Annotated in this window: 12 protein-coding genes; all 12 read left to right on the forward strand. The window is 34.7% G+C overall.

The genetic code is table 11. The features are described 5' to 3' along the window. Positions 1-11: 11 nt before the first annotated feature. Positions 12-521, forward strand: coding sequence for a cupin domain-containing protein (locus tag C8P67_RS17475; RefSeq protein ID WP_115814474.1), 510 nt, complete (start codon positions 12-14; stop codon positions 519-521). 167 nt (positions 522-688) lie between these two features. Then, positions 689-1,726: a LacI family DNA-binding transcriptional regulator gene (locus C8P67_RS17480; RefSeq protein WP_115814475.1), complete on the forward strand. Its 1,038-nt coding sequence runs from the start codon at positions 689-691 to the stop codon at positions 1,724-1,726. A 338-nt stretch (positions 1,727-2,064) separates the two neighbouring features. Continuing rightward, positions 2,065-4,014, forward strand: a complete 1,950-nt coding sequence (locus C8P67_RS17485) for a glycoside hydrolase family 97 protein (protein ID WP_115814476.1) — start codon at positions 2,065-2,067, stop codon at positions 4,012-4,014. A gap of 56 nt (positions 4,015-4,070) precedes the next feature. Next, a complete protein-coding gene (locus tag C8P67_RS17490; RefSeq protein WP_115814477.1) occupies positions 4,071-5,396 on the forward strand; it encodes a sugar porter family MFS transporter in 1,326 nt (441 codons plus the stop codon). Between the two features lie 334 nt (positions 5,397-5,730). Next, positions 5,731-6,780 (forward strand): LacI family DNA-binding transcriptional regulator, encoded by a 1,050-nt coding sequence (locus tag C8P67_RS17495; RefSeq protein WP_115814478.1) that lies wholly within the window; start codon positions 5,731-5,733, stop codon positions 6,778-6,780. A 191-nt stretch (positions 6,781-6,971) separates the two neighbouring features. After that, on the forward strand, positions 6,972-7,955 hold the full coding sequence (locus tag C8P67_RS17500) for a glycoside hydrolase family 43 protein (RefSeq protein ID WP_115814479.1): 984 nt from the start codon (positions 6,972-6,974) through the stop codon (positions 7,953-7,955). Positions 7,956-8,719: 764 nt separating this feature from the next. After that, positions 8,720-11,878, forward strand: coding sequence for a SusC/RagA family TonB-linked outer membrane protein (locus C8P67_RS17505; RefSeq protein ID WP_245980489.1), 3,159 nt, complete (start codon positions 8,720-8,722; stop codon positions 11,876-11,878). A 16-nt stretch (positions 11,879-11,894) separates the two neighbouring features. Next, positions 11,895-13,787 (forward strand): RagB/SusD family nutrient uptake outer membrane protein, encoded by a 1,893-nt coding sequence (locus tag C8P67_RS17510; protein ID WP_211319930.1) that lies wholly within the window; start codon positions 11,895-11,897, stop codon positions 13,785-13,787. Between the two features lie 18 nt (positions 13,788-13,805). Beyond that, on the forward strand, positions 13,806-14,981 hold the full coding sequence (locus C8P67_RS17515; RefSeq protein WP_115814482.1) for a SusE domain-containing protein: 1,176 nt from the start codon (positions 13,806-13,808) through the stop codon (positions 14,979-14,981). A gap of 336 nt (positions 14,982-15,317) precedes the next feature. Continuing rightward, entirely contained in the window at positions 15,318-16,043 is a 726-nt protein-coding gene (locus tag C8P67_RS17520) for a basic secretory protein-like protein (RefSeq protein WP_115814483.1), read from the forward strand. Positions 16,044-16,079: 36 nt separating this feature from the next. After that, entirely contained in the window at positions 16,080-18,440 is a 2,361-nt protein-coding gene (locus C8P67_RS17525) for a glycoside hydrolase family 76 protein (protein ID WP_170141483.1), read from the forward strand. Positions 18,441-18,505: 65 nt separating this feature from the next. Beyond that, the gene (locus C8P67_RS17530) at positions 18,506-22,639 is read left to right on the forward strand and encodes a TIM-barrel domain-containing protein (RefSeq protein WP_147298252.1); all 4,134 of its coding nucleotides are present in this window, start codon (positions 18,506-18,508) and stop codon (positions 22,637-22,639) included. Positions 22,640-22,661 lie beyond the last annotated feature (22 nt).

Here is a 22,661-nt window from a genome sequence, read left to right on the forward strand (position 1 = left end):
GAATAATTATAATGGATAATAACAATACTATACAGAAAGAAACAATTTTTAAAGAAATCGCACTGTGGCTGCAAACTCAAAATTATGGTGTAACCCAGCAGGATACTGCAAGACCATGGGGAGGTTTTTTTGTAATAGATGAATCGCAGGCCAGCAGGTTTGCCCAACAGTTTTTTCCTCATCTTAAAATGTCAGATATTCAGATTACAAATAAATTAAGTCCAAAAATTTTGATCGTGGCTCCAGAAAAAAGACTTTCATGGCAATATCATTTTAGAAGAGCCGAAATATGGAAAGTACTGGAAGGTCCTGTAGGAGTGAAAATTAGTGATAATGATACCGAAGGGGAACTAAGAGAACTGTCAAAAGATAGTTTTATACAGATGAATAAAGGAGAACGCCATCGTTTAATCGGTTTGGATTCATGGGGAATTGTTGCTGAGATTTGGCAGCATACTGATCCTGATAATCCATCAGATGAGGAGGATATAGTGAGACTTCAGGACGATTTTGGAAGGTAAATATTTTTTAAAAATCAATAAAATGTTTAGTATTAACCTTTGGTAATTTTTTTTGGCAAAGGTTAATACTTACTGCTTTTCAGCAAAATAAGTTGCGTATTTTTGATACTTTTGTTGGCGTAATTATGAACAAATTATTTACAGCATTTTAATACTATCTAAACCAAATGAAAAAGAAAACTGTTTCAATAAAAAATATCGCTGAAGATTTAAATATTTCAGTGACAACTGTTTCATTTGTTTTAAATGGTAAAGCAAAAGAGAAACATATTTCAAAAATTCTTACTCAAAAAGTTTTAGATTATGCCAAAAAAGTAAATTATAAACCGAATCAGATAGCGCAAAGTCTGCGAACAGGAAAATCAAAAATATTAGTTTTCATGGTCGAAGATATTTCTAATTACTTTTTTTCCAAATTGGCTAGAATTATTGAAGACATTGCGTATGATAAAGGATATAAAGTTATTTTTTGCAGTAATGAAAATCAAGATACAAAATCACTTGAATTAATTGATTTATTCAAAAACAGACAAGTGGACGGTTTTATAATTGTCCCTTCTCCAGGGATCAAAAGCATGATTGCTGAGCTAATTGAGGAAAACCATCCTGTGATTCTTTTGGATAGGTATTTTTCTGATTTAGAATGTAATAGTGTTGTTATAGACAATCAGGAAGCAACTTTTGACGCGACCAAACATTTGATTGCAAATAAATATTTAAATATCGCTTTTATAACCACTGACTCAGATCAAATGCAGATGCAGAATCGTTTATTTGGTTATGAAAGTGCAATTTTAGAAAGCAATTTAAAATCACATGTTCTTAAAATTCCATACAGAGAGGCTAATGATGGAAAATCTAAAGACTTTATAAAAAAATTTATTGATGAGTCTAAAGAGTTAGATGCTGTCTTTTTTGCAACAAATTATCTTACTCAGGCAGGATTAGAAGCTTTTAAAGAAAATAACCCTGAATTTATTCATAGTTTAGGCATTATTACCTTTGATGATAATGAACTTTTTAAAATCTACAGCCCAACAATTACAGCGGTTTCCCAGCCTTTGGAAGCAATTGGTAATAAATTAATGGAGCTGATGCTCAGGCTGCTAAAACAAAAAGATGTAAAAGAAATATCGGAGAAGATTGTACTTAATGCTGAATTAAAAGTGCGTGAGTCTTCTACGAAACGTTCTGTTAAGTCTTGATTATAATTGCTCTTTTTTAAGCTGTGTTTTTTAAAAAATAGAATCAGGTTTAGCTCTCGTAAAAAGGTAATTTTTTTTCTTTTGTATTAATTGTCTGCGTTTTATATTTAAGATAAAAATCACGTTACTGCAAATTGATTGCAAAATATGTTTCATTCTTTAGGATTTTGTTTTAATTCTCAAAATTCATCTTATTAATAAATACTTTAACTGAAAATTTAATAAAAATAGTTGTAAATGTATAATTATGCTTTGTTTGCTAAATCGTTTTAGTAGATTTGTAATAATCATTAAATAAAGCGTAAATTTTATAGCTAATTGCTTTAACACCAATTTATATGAAACAAATTATTTACTTATTTCTTTTCTTTTGCTCTTCGATCACTTTTGCCCAAAAAGAAATTCTCTCTTCTCCAGATGGGCATTTAAAAATTCAGATTAATTTGAAAGAGAGTATTACCTATTCGGTACTTTTAGATAATGAAGCAATTTTCGAAAATAACAGTCTAAATTTAAGACTGAAAGATCAGGTTTTGGGAAAACAGTCCAAACTTATTGGCAAAAAGACCGAAACTGTAAACAGACAGGATAAAGTAGTGATTCCGCTAAAATTCAGTACGGTTACTAATCAATACAACGCTTTAAAGTTAAATTTAAAGGGAAATTATAGTGTGGAGTTTAGAGCATACAACAATGGTATTGCTTATCGTTTTATTACTGATTTAAAACAAACAGATATTGAAGTTTATGATGAGGAATTTACAGTAAATACTCCCGTTAATTATACGGCACATCTGCAGCAGACGGGATCTTTCAAGACTTCATATGAAGATGTGTATTCTAAACTGAATACCAAAGATTTTAATTCTGAAACTAGAATGGCTGCTTTGCCGGTATTGCTCAGCACGCCTCAAGATTATAAAATATTAATTTCCGAATCCAATCTTACGGATTATCCGGCAATGTTTTTAAAAGGCATAGCTCCAAATAAAATAAAAGGTGTTTTTCCAAAAGTTCCATTAACCTTTGAAGATGAGGGTGATCGAAGTGTGAAGATTACTTCACAGGCTGATTATATAGCAAAGACAATTGGCAAAAGAAGTTTTCCATGGCGCTATTTTGTGATTACTAAGAAAGATACGCAGCTTTTAGAAAATACCATGACTTATAATTTGGCAGAAACCAGCAAAATAAAAGATCCTTCATGGATAAAACCTGGACAGGTAAGCTGGGAATGGTGGAATGATGCGTCTCCGTATCATGTTGATTTCGTCTCGGGCTACAATGAAGCAACGTATAAATACTATATTGATTTTGCTTCGAATTTTGGCATCCCTTATATTATTATGGACGAAGGCTGGGCAAAATCAACGACCGATCCTTTTACTCCAAATCCTGATATTAACCTTTTTGAACTTATTGAATATGGTAAAAAAAAGAACGTCAAAATAGTTCTTTGGCTGACTTGGCTAACGGTTGAGCATCATTTTGATCTATTTAAGACTTTTAGCGACTGGGGAATTGCAGGAGTAAAGATCGATTTTATGGACCGCAGCGATCAGTGGATGGTGAATTATTACGAAAGGGTTATAAAAGAAGCAGCGAAGAACAAATTGTTTGTTGATTTTCATGGATCATTTAAGCCGGCAGGTTTAGAATATGCTTACCCAAACTTACTGTCATATGAAGGAGTGAGAGGACTGGAACAAATGGGAGGCGCCACAGTTGATAACAGTTTGTACCTTCCGTTTATCAGAAATGCAGTAGGACCAATGGACTTTACGCCAGGAGCCATGATAAATATGCAGCCAGAAGTATATCGCAGCGAAAGGCCAAATTCTGCAGGTATGGGAACCAGAACATTTCAGATGGCACTATATGTTGTATTTGAAAGCGGTTTGCAGATGCTTGCAGATAATCCAACCAATTATTATCAAAACAAAGAATGTACAGAATTTATTACTCAAGTACCTACTACTTGGGACGAAACTATTGCTCTTGAAGCCAAAGCTGGAGAATATGCCTTAGTTGCTAAGCGAAAAGGAGATCAGTGGTACATAGGAGGCATAACAAATGGGAGTCAGGAAACAAGGGATTTTAAAATTAAACTTGATTTTTTAGATAGCAGTAAAGAGTATGATATGATTTCTTTTGAAGATGGAGTTAATGCAGGAAGACAAGCAATGGATTATAAAAAACAGCAGCAAACAGTAAACAAAGAACAAATAATTTCTATTAAAATGGTTAAAAATGGCGGATGGACTGCTAGGATGACAGTTAAAAAATAATAGAATAGTAAGTGTAAAAAATCTAAAAAAAATAATTAACCAATTAACTAACCAAAATGAAAAATAAAAAATTATTATACTGGTCTATTGTAGTAGCATTGGCTGGTTTTTTATTCGGTTTTGATACTGTAGTAATTTCGGGAGCAGACAAACAGCTGCAGCAATTATGGGGAACCTCTGATTTGGCTCACGGATTAGTAGTGATGTCTTCAGCATTATGGGGAACAGTAGTCGGGGCAATTTCGGGAGCCGTTCCTACTAATTTTTTGGGGAGAAGAAAAACACTTATATTAATTGGTATTTTATTTTTTCTTTCGGCGATTGGGACCGCTTTGTCAAATGATTCTGTTGTTTTCTCTATTTCCCGATTTATGGGAGGCTTAGGAATAGGGATTTCTACAATAGCTGCACCGACTTATGTTTCCGAAATTGCCCCGGCAAAAGACAGAGGTAAATTGGTTGCATTGTATCAGTTTAATATTGTCTTTGGTATAGTAATAGCTTATTTATCCAATTATTTATTAAAGGATATGGGCGAGAATTCCTGGAGATGGATGTTAGGCGTTCAAGTATTTCCAGCTCTAATTTATACTTTGCTGGTTTTTGGAATTCCAGAAAGTCCGCGCTGGATTTTTGAATATAAAAAAGATCGAAACAAAGCGATTTCAATTTTAAAACAGGTTAATACCGATGAAGATGTTATCTTAGAAATTACTGCAATAGAAAATGAAAGCAGGCAAGAGCTGCTTAATGAATCTATTTTTATGAAAAAATACAGAAAACCGTTAATGCTTGCATTTTTTGTAGCATTATTTAACCAGTTTTCAGGAATTAATGCTTTTTTATATTATGCGCCCCGCATTTTTGAATTGGCTGGACTTGAAAAATCAGCATCCTTTTTTAGTAGTATAGGAATAGGTGTGGTAAATTTAATTTTTACTGTAATAGGCATTTCATTAATTGACAAATACGGCAGAAAAACCCTGATGTATTTAGGTTCTTTTGGTTATATTATTTCATTAGGTTTAGTAACCCTGGCTTTTTATAATGAATGGAAGGGTATTGTAGTGCCTATATTTTTCTTTTTATTTATAGCTTCTCATGCTGTTGGGCAGGGATCTGTTATATGGGTATTTATTTCCGAATTATTTCCAAACAAACTTAGAGCTGCAGGAACTGCTTTTGGAACATCTGTGCACTGGGTTTTGGCAGCTTTGATCCCTTCTTTTATACCATTTTTATTTAAGGAAATTGGTGCTGCAACAGTATTTGCTGTTTTTAGTATTATGATGATTTTTCAGTTGTTTTGGGTTTTCTTCAAAATGCCGGAAACTAAAGGAAAGACTTTAGAGGAATTATCAGTCAGCCTGCAGACAGATTAAGCTTAAAATATTTATAAGATTATGGACATATAGTAGCCAATTTTCCTGTATTTAATGGAGTTCTATTAAAACAACGATGTTATAGATACCTTGCTTTTGGAAGTGTTTTGTGTTCTAAATATCTTATGATGAAGATGATATAATTTGCTGGTTATATGATTTTGTATGATAATAATTTATTTATAATGTTAAAATACTATTGCCTATTGAGTTTATACTATTAATGTAGTATGTACACTTTTGTTATTTTTATCCCGTTATTTGTTCAATGTTTTGATGGATTATCGGCTGGCATTGAACTTATAATTTTATAAATATTTTATAAGCAGTACGGATGAAAAAAAAGGCGGTATCTATAAAAACAATTGCAGCAAATCTTAACATTTCAGTCACAACAGTTTCTTTTGTTTTAAATGGCAAGGCTAAAGAGAAACATATTTCTAAATTGCTGACACAAAAGGTGTTGGATTATGCCAAAGAAGTGAATTACAGACCAAATCAAATTGCCCAAAGCCTTAGAACTGGTAAATCAAATTTATTAGTTTTTATGGTCGAAGATATTTCGAACAGCTTCTTCTCCAAATTAGCTCGTATAATCGAAGATATAGCATACGAGGAAGGTTATAAAGTTATTTTTTGCAGTAATGAAAACGATGATGAAAAATCAAATGATCTAATAAGTCTTTTTAAATTCAGGCAGGCCGATGGATTTATAATTGTTCCGTCACCGGGAATAAAAAGTACAATTCAAGAATTAATAGACGAAAATATTCCTGTTGTTTTATTAGATAGATATTTTCCTGATCTGGACTGTAACAGTGTTGTTATTGACAATAACGAAGCTACTTTTAAAGCAACGAGTCATTTAATTCAAAACGGCTTTAAAAATATTGGTTTTATTACAACCGATTCAGATCAGACACAAATGCAGGATCGTTTATTGGGTTATGAAAAAGCGATAGAAGAAAGCAGCTTGAATAGACATGTTTTAAAAATTCCTTATAATGAAACAAGCAACGGGAAATCTAAGTCGGCCATAAAAAGTTTTATAGATGAGCATAAAAAGTTGGATGCCGTTTTTTTTGCAACCAACTATCTTACCAGATCCGGTCTAGAAGTTTTAAAAGAAGATGCGCCTCATTTAATTCATGAATTTGGCATTATTACTTTTGATGACAATGAACTTTTCAAAATCTATAACCCTACAATTACGGCTGTTTCTCAGCCTTTGACTGAAATTAGCACTGAGCTGATGAAACTTTTATTACCACTTTTAAAACATGAGGTGGTTAAAGAGGAAAGAGTTAAAAATGTTTTAGTTCAAGCCGAATTAATAATCAGAGAATCATCGGGAGCAAAAAAACTAGTAAAATCTCAATTTTAAAAAGTTTCAAAAATTGGTTTTTATAATTAAGATATAATTCAAATTACTAAATTTTAAATTACTTATGTAGAAGTAATTTGACATTGTTTTGATTGGATGTCAATTGCTTAAATTTATTTTTAACGAATAAATTTTGTATAAGCTAAATCGATTTAGTATGTTTGTTTTGCATTAAATCTAATCTAAAAACCATGAAACAAATTTTATTCTGTCTCCTTCTTATTTGTTACTCAAAAACAATTGCCCAAACATTAGTTTCTGATAAAGCAAAAAATAATAACCCAGTATTTAAAGGCTGGTACGCTGATCCTGAGGGAATTATTTTTGATAAAACCTATTGGATTTACCCCACTTTTTCCGCTCCTTATGAAAAGCAGTTTTTTCTGGATGCTTTTTCTTCTAAAGATTTAACACATTGGACAAAACATTCTAGAATTTTAGACACAAGTGCTGTAAAATGGGCAAAAAAAGCCATTTGGGCACCTTCGATTATAAAACATAAGAACAAATATTTTTTGTTTTTTGGAGCAAATGATATTCAGAGTGATAATGAAATAGGAGGGATTGGTATTGCTGCAGCATCAAAACCAGAGGGGCCTTACAAGGATTATCTGGGAAAACCATTAGTTGATAAATTTTATAATGGTGCGCAGCCAATTGACCAGTTCGTATTTAAAGATAAAGATGGGCAGTGTTATTTAATTTATGGAGGATGGAGACATTGTAATATTGGAAAATTAAAGGCTGATTTTACTGGCTTTGTTCCTTTTGAAGATAAAACTGTTTTCAAAGAAATTACGCCTGAAAATTATGTTGAAGGCCCTTTTATGTTTATCAGAAATAATAAATATTACTTCATGTGGTCCGAAGGAGGCTGGACAGGTCCTGATTATTGTGTAGCTTACGCTATTGCAGATTCTCCGATGGGACCATTCAAAAGAATTGGAAAAATACTGGAACAAGACCCAAAAATTGCAACTGGCGCTGGTCATCATTCAGTTATAAAAGCACCCGATTCAGATAAGTATTTTATCGTTTATCATCGAAGACCGCTTACCGAAACCGATGGGAATTCTAGGGAAACATGCATAGAAGAAATGCATTTTGATGAAAATGGATTTATAAAACCTGTTGTTATAACGAACGAAGGAGTAAAACCGCATGTAATTAAATAATTTAAAATAGGTTTAAAAAGAATGCTTAAAAATTGGTGTATTTTTAAGCATTCTTTTTTTAATTTATTTTAGGGTTTTGCCTGTGAAAGATAAATTATATTTTAAATCAAAAGCACTTCCTCTATCTTTTTTAAGTACTGCTTACTTATATAAAAAATCATTATAGTATCGATGTTTAGTTCTACAAATAATTTCTTCTAATTATTTAGCTGCCGCAATTCTTATCAGTTTATAACAAAACCATTTGTAGTTTGAAATGATTAGAAAACTCTATCATGTGGCAAAACTGTATTTCATTTCATAGTTTTTAAAATAATGCTCTTGACGTAAAAAAGCTTTCGTTAATAATGAATGATAACCTGTTTCTAGATGTTATCGTTTTGTTAATTTTTCTGTTAAAAATATTGTTTCCATTTGTTCCATAAGTATTTATTTTGGTTCATCTCATGGTATACCAGCGTTTTCGGAGGCTGTATGAACGATTTGAACATAATTATGAAACAAAATGGGACTAAAATTATGTTATCAATATCCTAATTTGGTCAAAAATTAAAATGATATTTTTTGTGGATATAAATTATGGTATTAATAAAAAACTTCCCTAATATTTTAGCATATCTTAAAAATTAATAAAAATCTAACCTTATTTAATGATGCAATATTACTTACATTTTGAAAATGCAGATTGAATCCTTAAAGTCTAAAATTTTAATTTAAAACCTAATCTAATTAAAAACCAAAACAAAATCAAACTCAAAATGAAAATGAAAACGACTTTGAAAATGTCATCAACTCATCTGAGCTTATTTACCTGGAGTAAATTAAAGTTTAGCATGTCTGGATTGATTTGCTTATTTTTTTTCCTGCTCTGTGCGGGAAATATTTATGCGCAAACCGGTAATCAAAAAAATCCTGTAAAAATAACAGGAAAGGTTACGGATGCAAAAGGAATTACATTGCCTAGTGCTACTGTGCAGGAAAAAGGAACAAAAAACTCAGTAACAACTGATTTTGATGGAAGTTACACAATTAATGTATCTTCTTCCCAAGCGGTACTTGTATTTACTTATATCGGAATGAAAGCTACAGAAAGACCTTTAAATAATGCTACTAATATTAATGTGTCAATGGCAGAAGAGACGAATGATCTTCAGACCGTTGTAGTAGTAGGTTACGGTACCATGAAAAAAGCATCTGTTGTTGGAGCAATCAGTACAGTGAAGCCTTCATTATTACAGGTAGGAACAGCTCGTACACTGGGCAACAACTTGGCAGGTCAGGTTACTGGTATTATGGCGGTTCAGCGAACAGGTGAACCAGGATTTGATCAATCAGATATAAAAATTCGTGGAATCTCTACTTTCGCGGGAGGGCAAAATCCGCTTGTATTAGTAGATGGAATTGAACGAAACCTAAATGACCTTGACCCTTCAGAAATTGACTCTTTTTCAGTTTTAAAAGATGCGGCAGCTGGTGCTGTGTATGGTGTTAGAGGGGCAAATGGTGTTATCTTGATCAATACTAAAAGAGGTTTTGTTGGAACTCCAAAAATACAGGTAAGAACGGAATATTCTATTCAGGAACCTACTAAACTGCCAAGATTCATCGGTGCTGCGCCTTACATGAGTTTACTGAATGAATTAGCTGTGGACGCTGGTAAAGTACAGCCATATTCAGCAGACCGTATTTCAAAAACAGCTAATGGATATGATCATGATTTATATCCCGATGTAAATTGGGTCGATGCAATTACCAAAGATTATGCTTACACCTCAAGAACCAATTTGAATATTGCAGGAGGGTCTGATATTTTGAGATACGCATTGACAGCTTCCTATTACAGCGAGAACGGTATATTATCTGCAGATAAAAGTTTATCATATGATACAGAAACGCGATTGAATAGAGCAAATATCCGTTCAAATGTTGATGTTAACTTGTCCAAAACAACTTTGTTCAGATTAAATATTGGAGGTTTTCTTCAGAGACTTAGCAAAGGAAACAGCAGCACTAATGATTTGTTCAATACTGCATTCGAAACAACTCCTTTTGCTCATCCGGCAATTTATTCAGACGGGGCTATTCCTAAAGTTATAAATCGTCCTAACCCATGGGCGATGAATACGCAGCAAGGGTTTAATAAACACACTGGCAGCAAAATTGAAAGCTTGGCATCGTTAGAGCAGGATTTAAAAGGTATTACTCCAGGATTGAAAGCGAAATTTACGTATGCGTTTGATTCTTTTTCTGAAAACAAAGTGGAACGCGGTAAAGCACCTAACTATTATAATGTGGCTACCGAAAGAGATCTTGATGGAAGTCTAATTCATGAGCTTCAGAGTTATGGTCAGGACTATCTTGGGTACAATAAAGATTATGAGCATGATTATTTTGGAAATAAACGTGTTTATCTGGAAGCAAGTACAACATATAGCCGATCTTTTGGAAAACATGATGTGACAGGTATGCTCTTGTATAATCAAGACAGTTATGATGATGGAACTCCTCCGCAGCCATATAAACATCAGGGATTGGCAGGAAGGGCTTCGTATACTTTTGACCGAAAATATGTTGGAGAGTTTAATTTTGGATACAATGGATCAGAGAATTTTGCAAAAGGACAGCGTTATGGATTTTTCCCATCTGTGTCTATGGGCTGGATTGTGAGTGAAGAAAAATTTATGGAGCCTATGACAAACGTATTTAATAAAATCAAGCTTCGCGGATCTTATGGTATGGCAGGAAATGATAACATTGGAGGAAATAGACGATTTGCTTATCAGACTACAATCAGTGATAAAAATAATTCAGATTACCATTGGGGTGCAGGACAAGGGGTAAAATTTGAAGGTATTGAGGAAGGCGAAATTGGAGTAACTAATTTGACATGGGAAAAAGTTGCAAAAACAGATATTGGTTTAGAATTAGGAATATTAAATACAATTGATTTGACAGTAGATGTATTTCAGGACAAAAGAAAAGACATCCTAATTCGACGTGAAATTATTCCTTCCCAGGCAGGAATTTTAAATACCCCGTATGCCAATATGGGAAAAATGGAAAATAAAGGATTTGAAGTCTCATTAAATTTTAATAAGCAGATAACTACTGATTTTTCTATGAGCTGGCGTGCCAATTTTACTTTTGTTGAAAATAAAGTGACTGAAAAGGATGAAGCTGATGCTTTAAAAGGTACTTACCGTTCTGCTACAGGTATTCAGCATAATACTTTAAAGGGTTATATTGCAACAGGATTATATACTAATGAAGATTTTGCTGTTATTAATGAGGATCCAAAAATAGATAATGTGTTAGTCCCAGGCTTGCCAAAACCTACATTTGGTAAAGTACGTCCAGGCGATATTAAATATGAAGATAGAAATAATGATGGAAAAATAGATGGTTTAGACCAAGGTTTTATAGGAGGTACTACTGATCCGCAAATTGTGTATGGTTTCGGTAACACTTCCAAATACAAGCAATTCGATTTCAGCTTTTTCTTTCAAGGGATCGCAAAATCAGAACGAATCATAGGAGGAAGCACATTTATACCAGGAAGCGGTGAAGGTACTTTAGGAAATGTATATGACAACTACCAAGACCGCTGGACCGAAGAAAACCCTGATCAAAATGCATTCTATCCAAGATTGAGCTATGGGCCTAATATTAATAATGCTCTTCCATCAACCTGGTGGAAAAAAGATATGAGTTTTGGCCGCTTAAAATCTATGGAATTTGGATACTCATTGAAGAAAAACACTGCCGAAAGAATGAGATTACAAGGATTAAGAGTATATGTGAGCGGGAATAACTTATGGTATATTTCGAATTTTAAACTTTGGGATCCTGAGTTAGATACATCAAATGGTTTGAAATATCCATCAACAAGATCTATTCTTTTTGGATTAGATATCAGTCTATAATTTTAAAATAATGAAAATGAAAAATTTATATATCAGATTAATATTCCTTTTTGCAGGATTATTTTTATCGTCTTCCTGTTCCGAATACCTTGATAAGGAAGATGATGTGGAGCTTACTGTGAATGCTGTTTTTGAAAATAAAACAAAAACTGAAAATTGGCTGGCCAGCTGTTACTCCAGGATTCCAGACCCTACTTGGGGATATGCCCGCAGTATAGGAACGGAAATTTTAGCTGACGATATGACCCCATCAGAGAGATGGCGTCAATACGACTGGCAGGTTATTCCATTTGCGCTAGGTGATTGGGCGGTGAGTTCGCAATGGGGGCCAGGATATTGGAATCAGCTTCCTCAAAGAATCAGAGAGTGCAATATCTTAATAAAAAATGTAAAGCCTATTCCTTCTCAGAATTTAACTGAAATCGACGTAAAAGAAATGATTGCTGAGTGCCGTTTTCTAAAAGCATACTATTATTCACTGTTGATAAATACATACGGGCCAGTTCCTTTTAATCCAGATGAAATTACTCCGGTAGATTTCGATCTTTCTGATCTGCAGGTTGGTCAGACTCCTTATGATGAAATTGTAAGCTGGATAGATAATGAATTGAAAGAGGCCGAAAAAGTTTTGCCACCATCTTATGAAGGTAAAAAATACGGACGTGCAACATCGATTATGTGTAAAGCCGTTAGAGCCAGAATGCTGCTTTTTGCAGCAAGCCCGCTTGTAAATGGCAATCCAGATTATGCTAACCATCTTTCTAAAGATGGAAAACCATTATTTAATTCTTCTTATGATGCTAATAAATGGAAAATTGCAGCAGCTGCCAGCAAAGATTTGATTATAAGTGCAGCAGCTGCTGGCCATAAATTGCATGTAGAGTTTAATACTGCTGGAAAAATTGATCCATTTTTATCTTGTCAAAGATTACACCTTGTAGAAGGCACTGGGTTGGAAAATAAAGAAGTACTGTTTCCTCGCGTGAATGTAGAATCCAAAGAGTATGACAGGCACTCAGCCCCTACAGGAAGCAAAGGCAGTGGAGGATATGGCGTAACACAATCTCTGGTTGATGCTTTTTTTACAGCAAATGGTCTGCCTATCACCGATCCAGCTTCTGGATATATCGAAAATGGTTTTTCAGGTGAAGATGGATACTGGACTTATGGTACAACAAAATGGAACGAATCAAAAAAAGCAGGTTTTGTTACTGTTGCAGGCACATACAATATGTACTGCAATCGAGAACCAAGATTTTATCTGGCAGTTAACTTTGACAGAGCATGGTATACTGATGGTGCAAATGCAGGGAAAGATCAAGGCAGAAAACTTGAGTTTTTTAACGGCGGAAGAGATAATAATCATACGCACGATGCACCTCAAAATGGTTATCTGGTAAGAAAAAGAACTGATCCTTCAAGAGATCCTCTTCGTGAGTATTTTGCACCACGCCACGGAATTTTATATAGATTAGGTGAAGCATACTTAAACTATGCAGAAGCACTTAATGAGTCTGATCCAGGTAATGCAGAGATCTTACTGTATGTTAATAAAATTAGAGAGAGAGCTGGTGTAAGAACCTATACAACTGGTGCGACTGATGCTCAAAATATACATGTCGATGGTGACCAGGCCAGCATTAGAAAAATAATCAGAATGGAGCGCAGAGTAGAACTTTGTACAGAAGGAATCCGTTATGATGATTTAAGAAGATGGAAATTAGCAGAAACTGTATTGAATGGGCCTGCTTATGGAATGAACTTTAACGGAAAAACTGAAGCTGAATTCTATAAAAGAACAGTATATCAGACAAGAGTGTATAGAAAAGCATTTTACTGGTTTCCAATATACTTGGACGAAATCGAAAAGAATCCAAATTTAGTGCAGTCACCTTTCTGGGCTAATTAATTAAAAAACGAAAGCAAAATGAAAAATATAAAAAATATTATCTCATTTATAATAATGAGTATAGTTCTTTTTTCTTGTGAAGATAAGGGACTTGATAATCAGGATTGGCTTCAGGAACCAAATTTTGCTAATCCTTTAACATTAACACTTTCAAGTAAAGAGCTTGTGCTGGTCAAAGAAAATGAAGCGCAGAATGCAATAACTTTTACTTGGACACAAGGAAACGATAGAGGAGCTGGAACTAGCCTGAAATATTTCTTCCGCATAGATATATTAGGTAATAATTTTAGTAAAGATGAGTTCGAGGAAGATAAAAAGACTGTTTACACCGAAGAAATACCAGCAGGAGTGCTTACCAGAACCTATACTGTCAAACAGTTAAATTCGATATTATTGAAACACTTTAAACGCCCGGGAGGTACTGTAACTAATCTTGAAGTACAAATAATTGCACAGGTAAATGGTGGTGCAGAGTTTCAGCTGCCAGAAGTATCTACATCAAGTTTTGCAGTTACAAATTATAGTCCGGGACCATTGCCTCTTTTTATGGTTGGAGATGCAATAAGTGGCAGCTGGGATTACAGCACAGGTAAAAGTTTACCTGAAATAACAGAAAGAACGACATACAATTTTATTGGAGATTTTTCAGTAGGGTCATTCAAGGTTATTGAAGAACCAGGTCATGAATTGCCTACTTACGATCCGGTTTATACTGTGGGTAAGGAAAATACTATTGTTTATAATGAAACTGAAGAAAGAACAACTGCTAATGTTTTCAAAGTAACTCAGGCAGGTCGTCATTACTTTAATATGGATATTGAGGCAGGAACCTATGAATTTTATTATAAACCCTACGATAAACTTACTTTAGTGGGAGAATCAATAGATGGTCAAAGGTGGAATAAAGATAATAATCCTAGACCAATGAATTGGGATAGTAAGACCCCTGAAGTATTCACTACTAAAGTAAATCTTGGACTTGGTGAAATGAAAATTTTTGTAAATACTCCTGATTGGAATTCATGTTTAAGACCTTTAGTGGCTAATACTCCAATCAATGGAAATAATAGCGACGCAACTGGATTTAAACATGCATTAGGTGGTCCGGATGATAAATGGGTTATTGCAACTGCTGGTGATTATGATGTCACCATCAATACAGTGAAAATGACTATTGTGTTTAAAAAATTGTAGTGATAGAACGAATTAAAAATATTTTATCAGTAATTAAATACTAATTATGGAGTCAAAACTTTTAAATCAAGATTGTATTAAAAAGTTTTGGCTTCATTTTTTATAAAATAAATCTGCTTATGGAGATAAAAATACTTTACATGTTAAAATAATTTATCAAGTCACAGCAAAACTATAAGTAACAGCGTCCTATCGCAGTTCGTTTAAAAAGTGTTTTTTCAAATAGACTCCTTTCGTCCATTTGTAATCTAAACCGCTGTACTAGTATCATCAAGGATCAGAATTAGAAAACCCGGCTGAATATTTTTTCAAAAACAAAAGCATAAAAACTGCTATATGAATTTCAAAATCAAGAAAACAGGCTTTTTTTTAACCCTTCTATTACCGCTTATTTCTTTCTCGCAGCAAGAAATTAGCTCTGTAAATAATGACATTTTTAAAGATAGTATAATCATTAAAAATGGCTTTCGGCTTACGTTAAAAAATAATGATCCAAAGCTCAGTCAGGAATTCAAAAAAAACATAGCAGAACGCTTTTTTCTTGTCTATCCTAAAATGCTGAATCATTTTAACCCAAAAGCAACAAAGACCGTTACAATCATTTTTAGTAATGAAGATACTGATCACCCTGCACATGCAGTGAATAATGAAATTACTGTTTTTACAAAATTTTTCACGAATAATGGAAGAGAAAAAGATATTGATGTCATTGTTCATGAAGGTTTCCATTTAGTTCAGGCCTATAGATACAATGAAAATACTCCAGGATGGCTTGTAGAAGGAATAGCAGATTATGTAAGAGAAATTTATGGAGTCAGTAATGAATCCAGTGGTTGGGTTTTACCAAAAACACTAGATGATAAAGGAAATAAATACAAAGCATCTTATAGAACTGCCGCACGTTTTTTGCTTTGGATAGATTTAAAAGTTAAAAAAGGCATAGTCGAAACATTAGATGACAAATGCAGAACGGGCAATTACACCGATGCTGTTTGGGAAATAGAAACCAGTAAAACAGTTGATGAGCTTTGGGATGATTACACCAAAAATTACAGTTTATAAAAACTTAAAATAAAGGCAACTTTAATTACCATGTCAATGATTTTAATAAAAATATTGATGGAAAATATTTTGAAAGGTAGAAATACATGTTTCTTAGTATTGGTGCTGTGTGTTTCAAATTTATTTTCGCAGACAGCAGATCAGCGTGCCGAGAATGTACAGGACGCTGCCAATGCAATTTTCATGTCCTCTGATAAAAGTTATTATAAACATAACAGTGCATCGGATAATGATCCTTATGGATATGGTTACTGGACGCAGGCACACACTCTTGAAACATTGGCAGATGCCTACCAAAGAACTCGCAGTGCCGTTTACAAAGACCGGATGAAAAACATTATTGCTGGAATACGAAAATACAATCTGTATGAACAGGGAACATACCGCAATGATTATTATGATGACTTAGAATGGCTTTGTTTAGCGAGTTTTAATTGCTATAATGCTACCAAAGATCAAGAGTTTCTTGATGCAGTTCATCAAATATGGGGCGAAATAAAAACTGGATATGCAAATGGAGCAATAGCTTGGAAAAAAGGATGTTCGACTGCTTGTAATAATTCCATTTCGAATGGACCAGCCATTGTTATAGCTGTGAAACTGTATCAATTGGAAGGCGACAACGCTAATCTGCAGATGGCAAAAGACATTCATGCATGGATGAAGACCAATGTATTTAACGCTCAAGGCGGTATCTGGGACAGTCCTTCTAATTTTGACCAAGGCTGGCAGTTCTCTTATAATTCTGGAATGTTTATAGCAGCTTGTCTTGAGCTCAGCATTGTCACTGGTGAACAATCCTATATAGATGATGGTATCAAGGCCTCCGACTTTATGATGAATTATAGAAAATATAATGGAGGCGCATTTTACTTAAATGAAACAGGACAGGGAGATGGCGGTTTATTCAAAGGGATTTTTGCCAAATGGTTTATAGAGTTTGTACGGATAGGGAATATTCCCCAAGCCAGAAAAGAACATTATTTGCAGATAATTAATTATACTGCAGACTATGTATGGAGCCATGCAGTAGATAAATCTAATTTTTTAACCAATTATAATTGGAAAAAACTGCCAGCAGAATCAATTGATTTATCTACGCACACGAGCGGTCTTCATTTATTTGAATCGGCAGCTAGCTTAAATAAAGTACACGTTTATCAAGATCTGAATTATGCTGGATTTTATTCACAGCTTTCACCAGGTGATTATACATCGGCACAGCTTCTCTCAAGAGGCGTTCCTGATAACTTCATTACTTCTTTGACCATTCCTCTTGGTTATGAAGTTACCGTTTATGAAAATGATAATTTTACAGGAGAATCTCAAATATTTACTACAAACACAGCTTCACTTGCCGATTGGAGTGATAAAATTTCCTCTATCAAAATCATTGATAGAAATCCTCCCGTTACAAATCCCATCGCTATTGACAGTTCAGTTATGAATGTTTTTCAAGGTGCAGACTTTACCGGTTATAATGTTGCGCTTGATATTGGAGATTATACATTGGCACAGCTTCAATCCAAGGGAATATTGGACAATGACATCAGTTCTTTTAAACTTTCAAAAGGTTTTAAAGTTACGCTGTACGAAGGGGATAATTTTACTGGAGAGTCAAAAGACTTTACTTCAGATAATGTATTGACAGCAGATTGGAACAATAAAGCAACGTCTCTCCGTATTCGCGCCAATGGAGACGTGAATTTAGGCGGTGTAATTTATAATTTACAAAACCGCAACAGCAATTTGAATATGGATGTTTGGGGCTCTAGCCTTTCAAATGGAGGAATTGTGGCTCAGGCTGTTGCCACAGCTGAGGGTAATCAAAAATTTGCATTCACTCATTTAGGGGATGGTCTGTATAAAATCACTGCAGAGCATAGCGGTCAGTCACTTAATATTGATGACTATAGCTCAGACAACGGTACTGCTGTAAATCAATATCCTTACAATGCGGCTCCAAACCAGCAGTTTGTACTGGTTTCTACAGGAGATGGTTATTATAAAATTATACCTAGAATCAGCGGTAAGCTAGTTGAAGTCTCTGATTTTAGCAGTGCGGATGGTGCAAAAGTACAGCAATGGGAAGATGTTAACAGCCAGGCGAGCGGACAATGGAAATTAATAAAAGTGGGCTCATTGGGAGTGGAAACACAAAATAAAATACCATCTGCTGTCTATCTATATCCGAATCCTGCTGAAAACACTCTTTTTTTTAACACAGATATAAAAGGATCAAACGTGAGTGTTTTTTCTTCGGCGGGAAGTTTGGTTTTAAAGCAAAATATAGAAGACAGCAATACTGTTGATATTTCCAGATTACAGGCAGGAACGTATTTTATTACAGTAAATAAGGAAGGAAAAAAAGTCACAAAGAAATTTTTTAAAAAATAGTAAAGAAAAATATTCTGAGAGGCTCTATAAATTTTTAATACGAAAAAATAAAAACTAAAATAATTGTGAAAAAAGAATTTAAATTACTCATTATGGTATCTATGCTGGTATTGAATGCATTCATATCCAAGGGTCAAACCTCAAGTATGATTGGAGACAATATCGCGGCTTTTTATCCAAAAAGCTTTGATCCTGTACAAACTTTACCGTCTTTGATTTTTACAAATGATTTTACCGAGAAAGGAAGCGTTGCTGCTTCATGGACAGTAAAACCCATTTTTAGTATAGAAAATGGTAAAAACGTAGTGAAAATCCCTTATACAGGGAATGTGGATTTTTATGGTAATGGAGAGGTTTCAGGACCGTTAAAACGAAATGATACTAAAGTAACTTTATGGAATAGCGAGGCACCAAATTACTGGATTGATAATGGTACCCGTCTATATCAGTCGCATCCATGGATTATGGGTGTCCGTTCTAATGGTACAGCTTTTGGAATCATTGCTGATCATACCTGGAAACAATCCTTTGTGATATCAAATCCAATAACTATAACTTCTGAAGGTCCTGGATTCAGAGTAATAGTCATTGAAAGAAATAATCCCCAAGATTTATTGAAAACTCTTGCCGATTTAACAGGCAAAATAGAACTCCCTGCTTTATGGACACTAGGCTATCAGCAAAGCAGGTTTACCTATACTCCAGATTCAAAAGTAAAGAGTATTGCTGATGAATTGAGGAACCGAAAAATTCCGTGCGATGTACTTTGGATGGACATCGACTACATGGACAAGTTTAAGATATTTACTTTTGATTCGGGTACATTTAGTAATCCTAAAGGGCTGAATGATTATTTACATGCTAAAAATTTCAAAGCTGTTTACATGATTGACCCTGGAGTAAAAAAAGAAACAGGTTATTTTGTGTATGATCAGGGGAAAGCTGGTAATCATTGGGTACAAAAATCGGATGGTACGGAATTTAATGGCCAGGTCTGGCCGGGTGATGTTGCCTTTCCAGATTTTACCAGACCAGAAACTAACAAATGGTGGAGCGGACTGTATAAAGATTTCATGGCAAAAGGCATAGACGGAATTTGGAATGACATGAATGAGCCTTCTGTGTTCGAAACTCCAAATAAAACAATGCCTGAAGACAATTTGCACCGTGGTGGCGGAGATATGCCTCCGGGAAGTCACTTAAGATATCACAATGTCTACGGTTATATGATGGTCAAAGCAAGCCGTGAAGGAATTATTGCTGCTAATCCGGATAAGCGTCCATTTGTTTTGTCGCGCTCCAATTTTTTGGGAGGTCAAAGATATGCAGCTACATGGACAGGAGACAACTCATCTACATGGGCACATTTGAAGCTTTCAATCCCAATGTCGATCACATTAGGTCTTTCAGGTCAGCCTATTTCGGGGGCTGATATCGGGGGCTTCAACAACGATTGCACGGCTGACTTATTGGGGCATTGGATGGCTCTTGGGGCTTATTATCCTTTCTCAAGAAATCATGCTGCAAACAATTCTGTTAATCAGGAGCCTTGGGTTTTTGGTTCGAAAATTGAAAATGTTTCCCGCACTGCGGTTAATCGCAGATATCGTCTTCTTCCTTATATGTACACATTATTAAGAGAAGCTTCAGAAACAGGAATGCCTTTGATGAGACCCGTGTTCTTCGTCGATAATACAGATTTAAGTCTACGAAGCGAACAGCAGGCCTTTATGGTTGGGAAAGATTTGCTGGTAGTTCCTAGATGGGCAGTAAATCCATCGTTGCCAAAAGGCAATTGGAATAAAGTAACGCTCGAAGCTACCGAAGATGATAAATATCAGGCTCTTTTATATGTAAGACCAGGTTCAGTAGTTCCAATTACCGAAGTTGTTCAAAGTACAGCAGATTATAAAAGCGACAACATTACCTATTTGATAAATCCATTAGAAGACGGAACTGCTTCCGGCGAAATTTATCATGACGACGGAGATGGATTTGGATACAAAACAAATGATTATGCCGTTCACGGAATCAATGTGTCAAAACACAATGCTGATTCATTAAAAGTAGTAATCAGTCAGACAGGCGGCAGCAAAACCAGTAATCGTATAAGTAGAACAGGATATATAACTGATAATGGAATCGTATATTCAGGCTGGTCAACGAGTACAGTTCGTTATATTCCGCTTATACCGGATAATAATCAGAACATTGATTTAAGTTCGGTAAATACAATGTTTTTGAAGGGAAGTTTTAATGAAAATTTAACTCCAATGATAAATATTGGTGAAAAGAAATGGAAGTTCGATTCATTAAATCTAAAAGCTGGCCAGACCTATACATTGAAATTTATTCAGAGTAAAAGCGCAAATGGACTGGAATGGGGAGGAGCTTCGGGGGCAATAGGAAAAGCTGTTGAAACTGCTGATAGTAATGCCAGAATTTCATTTACAGTTAGTACTGATGGCGCATATAGTGTAACATTTGATGAATCTACATTAAACTATACTGTTCAAAAAACACCCGCAATTAATTCACTGTCTATTGTAGGTGATGCTACAGATCTCATGAATTTTGATATGCTGGGAATGGCAATGAATCAATCGCTTGAAGATTTGAACGTTTTTACATGGACTGGTCATTTATTTCCAAGTAACGGTAAAACCGAAGGGAAATTTAAATTCCACAGCGGTACAGGAGGGCAATGCGAAGATGTATGGATTTATGCACTCTCAGCAGATCAGTCTTTGACATCAACATCAATGGTTATCGCAAATGGCTGTTCTTATCCAGATAATAAATGGAAAGTGAAAGCTGGCGAAAATGGGACATACAAAATAACAGTCAACGTAAATACGAAAGTAGTTAAGATAGAAAAACTTAATGACTTTGCCACTTTATCCATAACAGGAGATGCTACCTCTATAGGCTGGGATCCCAAAGGACTGCCAATGGATCATGATTTGGATCAGCCAAATATTTTTACTTGGACAGGAAAATTAACTGCAAGTGACGGTACTTCGCAGGGAAGATTTAAATTTCATTCCGGTTCTAATAATTGGTGCGATGATACATGGATGTATGCTTCAGTTGCAGACCAGTCTTTGTCTGCAAATACCTATCAGATATTTCCAGGATGTACCGGTCCTGATAATAAATGGAAAGTAAAAGAAGGAGAAACAGGTACTTATAAGATTACTATTGATGTTGCTGCCAAGACAATCAATATTAAAAGAATAATTACATCTATGGCAATAGTTGGCGATGCAGCTTCAATCGGATGGGATCCAAAAGGACTTCCTATGCAGCAATCCGGAGATAATTTAAATGTCTTTACATGGACTGGAAAATTAGCGGCAGCTAATGGCAGTACCGAAGGGAAACTAAAATTTCATTCAGGTTCAAATGGTCTCTGTGATGATATTTGGTTATATGCAGCTACAGATAATCAATCCATATCTCATACTGATTTTACTATAGCAGAGGGGTGCTCTTCTGCTGACAATAAATGGAAATTACAGGCTGGAGAAACTGGAACTTATAAGGTAACTGTTGATGTTGAAACTAAAAAAGTAAGTTTTCAAAAAGTAGTACTGGAGTCGCTGTCAATTGCCGGTGATGCTACTTCTGCAGGTAATGATGCTAAAGGGTTATTGATGGAACAGTCTGCAGATGACTTAGATGTTTTTAAATGGATAGGAAATTTAGCTGCAGCAAATGGCAGTACCGAAGGGAAATTCAAATTTCATTCAGGCAGCGGTCTTTGCGAGGATGAATGGCTATACGCATCTTCAGAAGATCAAAGTCTTTCAGATACTGCATTCACAAAAACTGATGGATGTGCAGTTCCTGGTCTTTCGTGGAAAGTGCCGGTAGGAGAAACAGGGACTTATAAAGTAACTGTTAACTTAAAGACTAATAAAATAAGCATACAAAATATTTCTAAAAATCTTGGACTGCCTAGTGCTGTAAAGGAACAAAGTTATATTTATCCAAATCCGGTAGGGAACACACTTTTCTTCAGCACGGAGATGGCAGGAGTAAATATTAGTATTTTTTCTCCAACCGGAAGTTTAGTATTAAAACAAAAAGCTGACAGCAATAACAGTGTTGATGTTTCTAAACTAAAAACAGGAACATATTTTCTCATTATAAATAAGGACGGGAATAAAATTTCAAAAAAATTCATAAAGAAATAGACTCTGCCAACAGGAATTTATT

It is taken from the genome of Flavobacterium aquicola (assembly GCF_003385115.1).
GTDB lineage: Bacteria > Bacteroidota > Bacteroidia > Flavobacteriales > Flavobacteriaceae > Flavobacterium > Flavobacterium aquicola.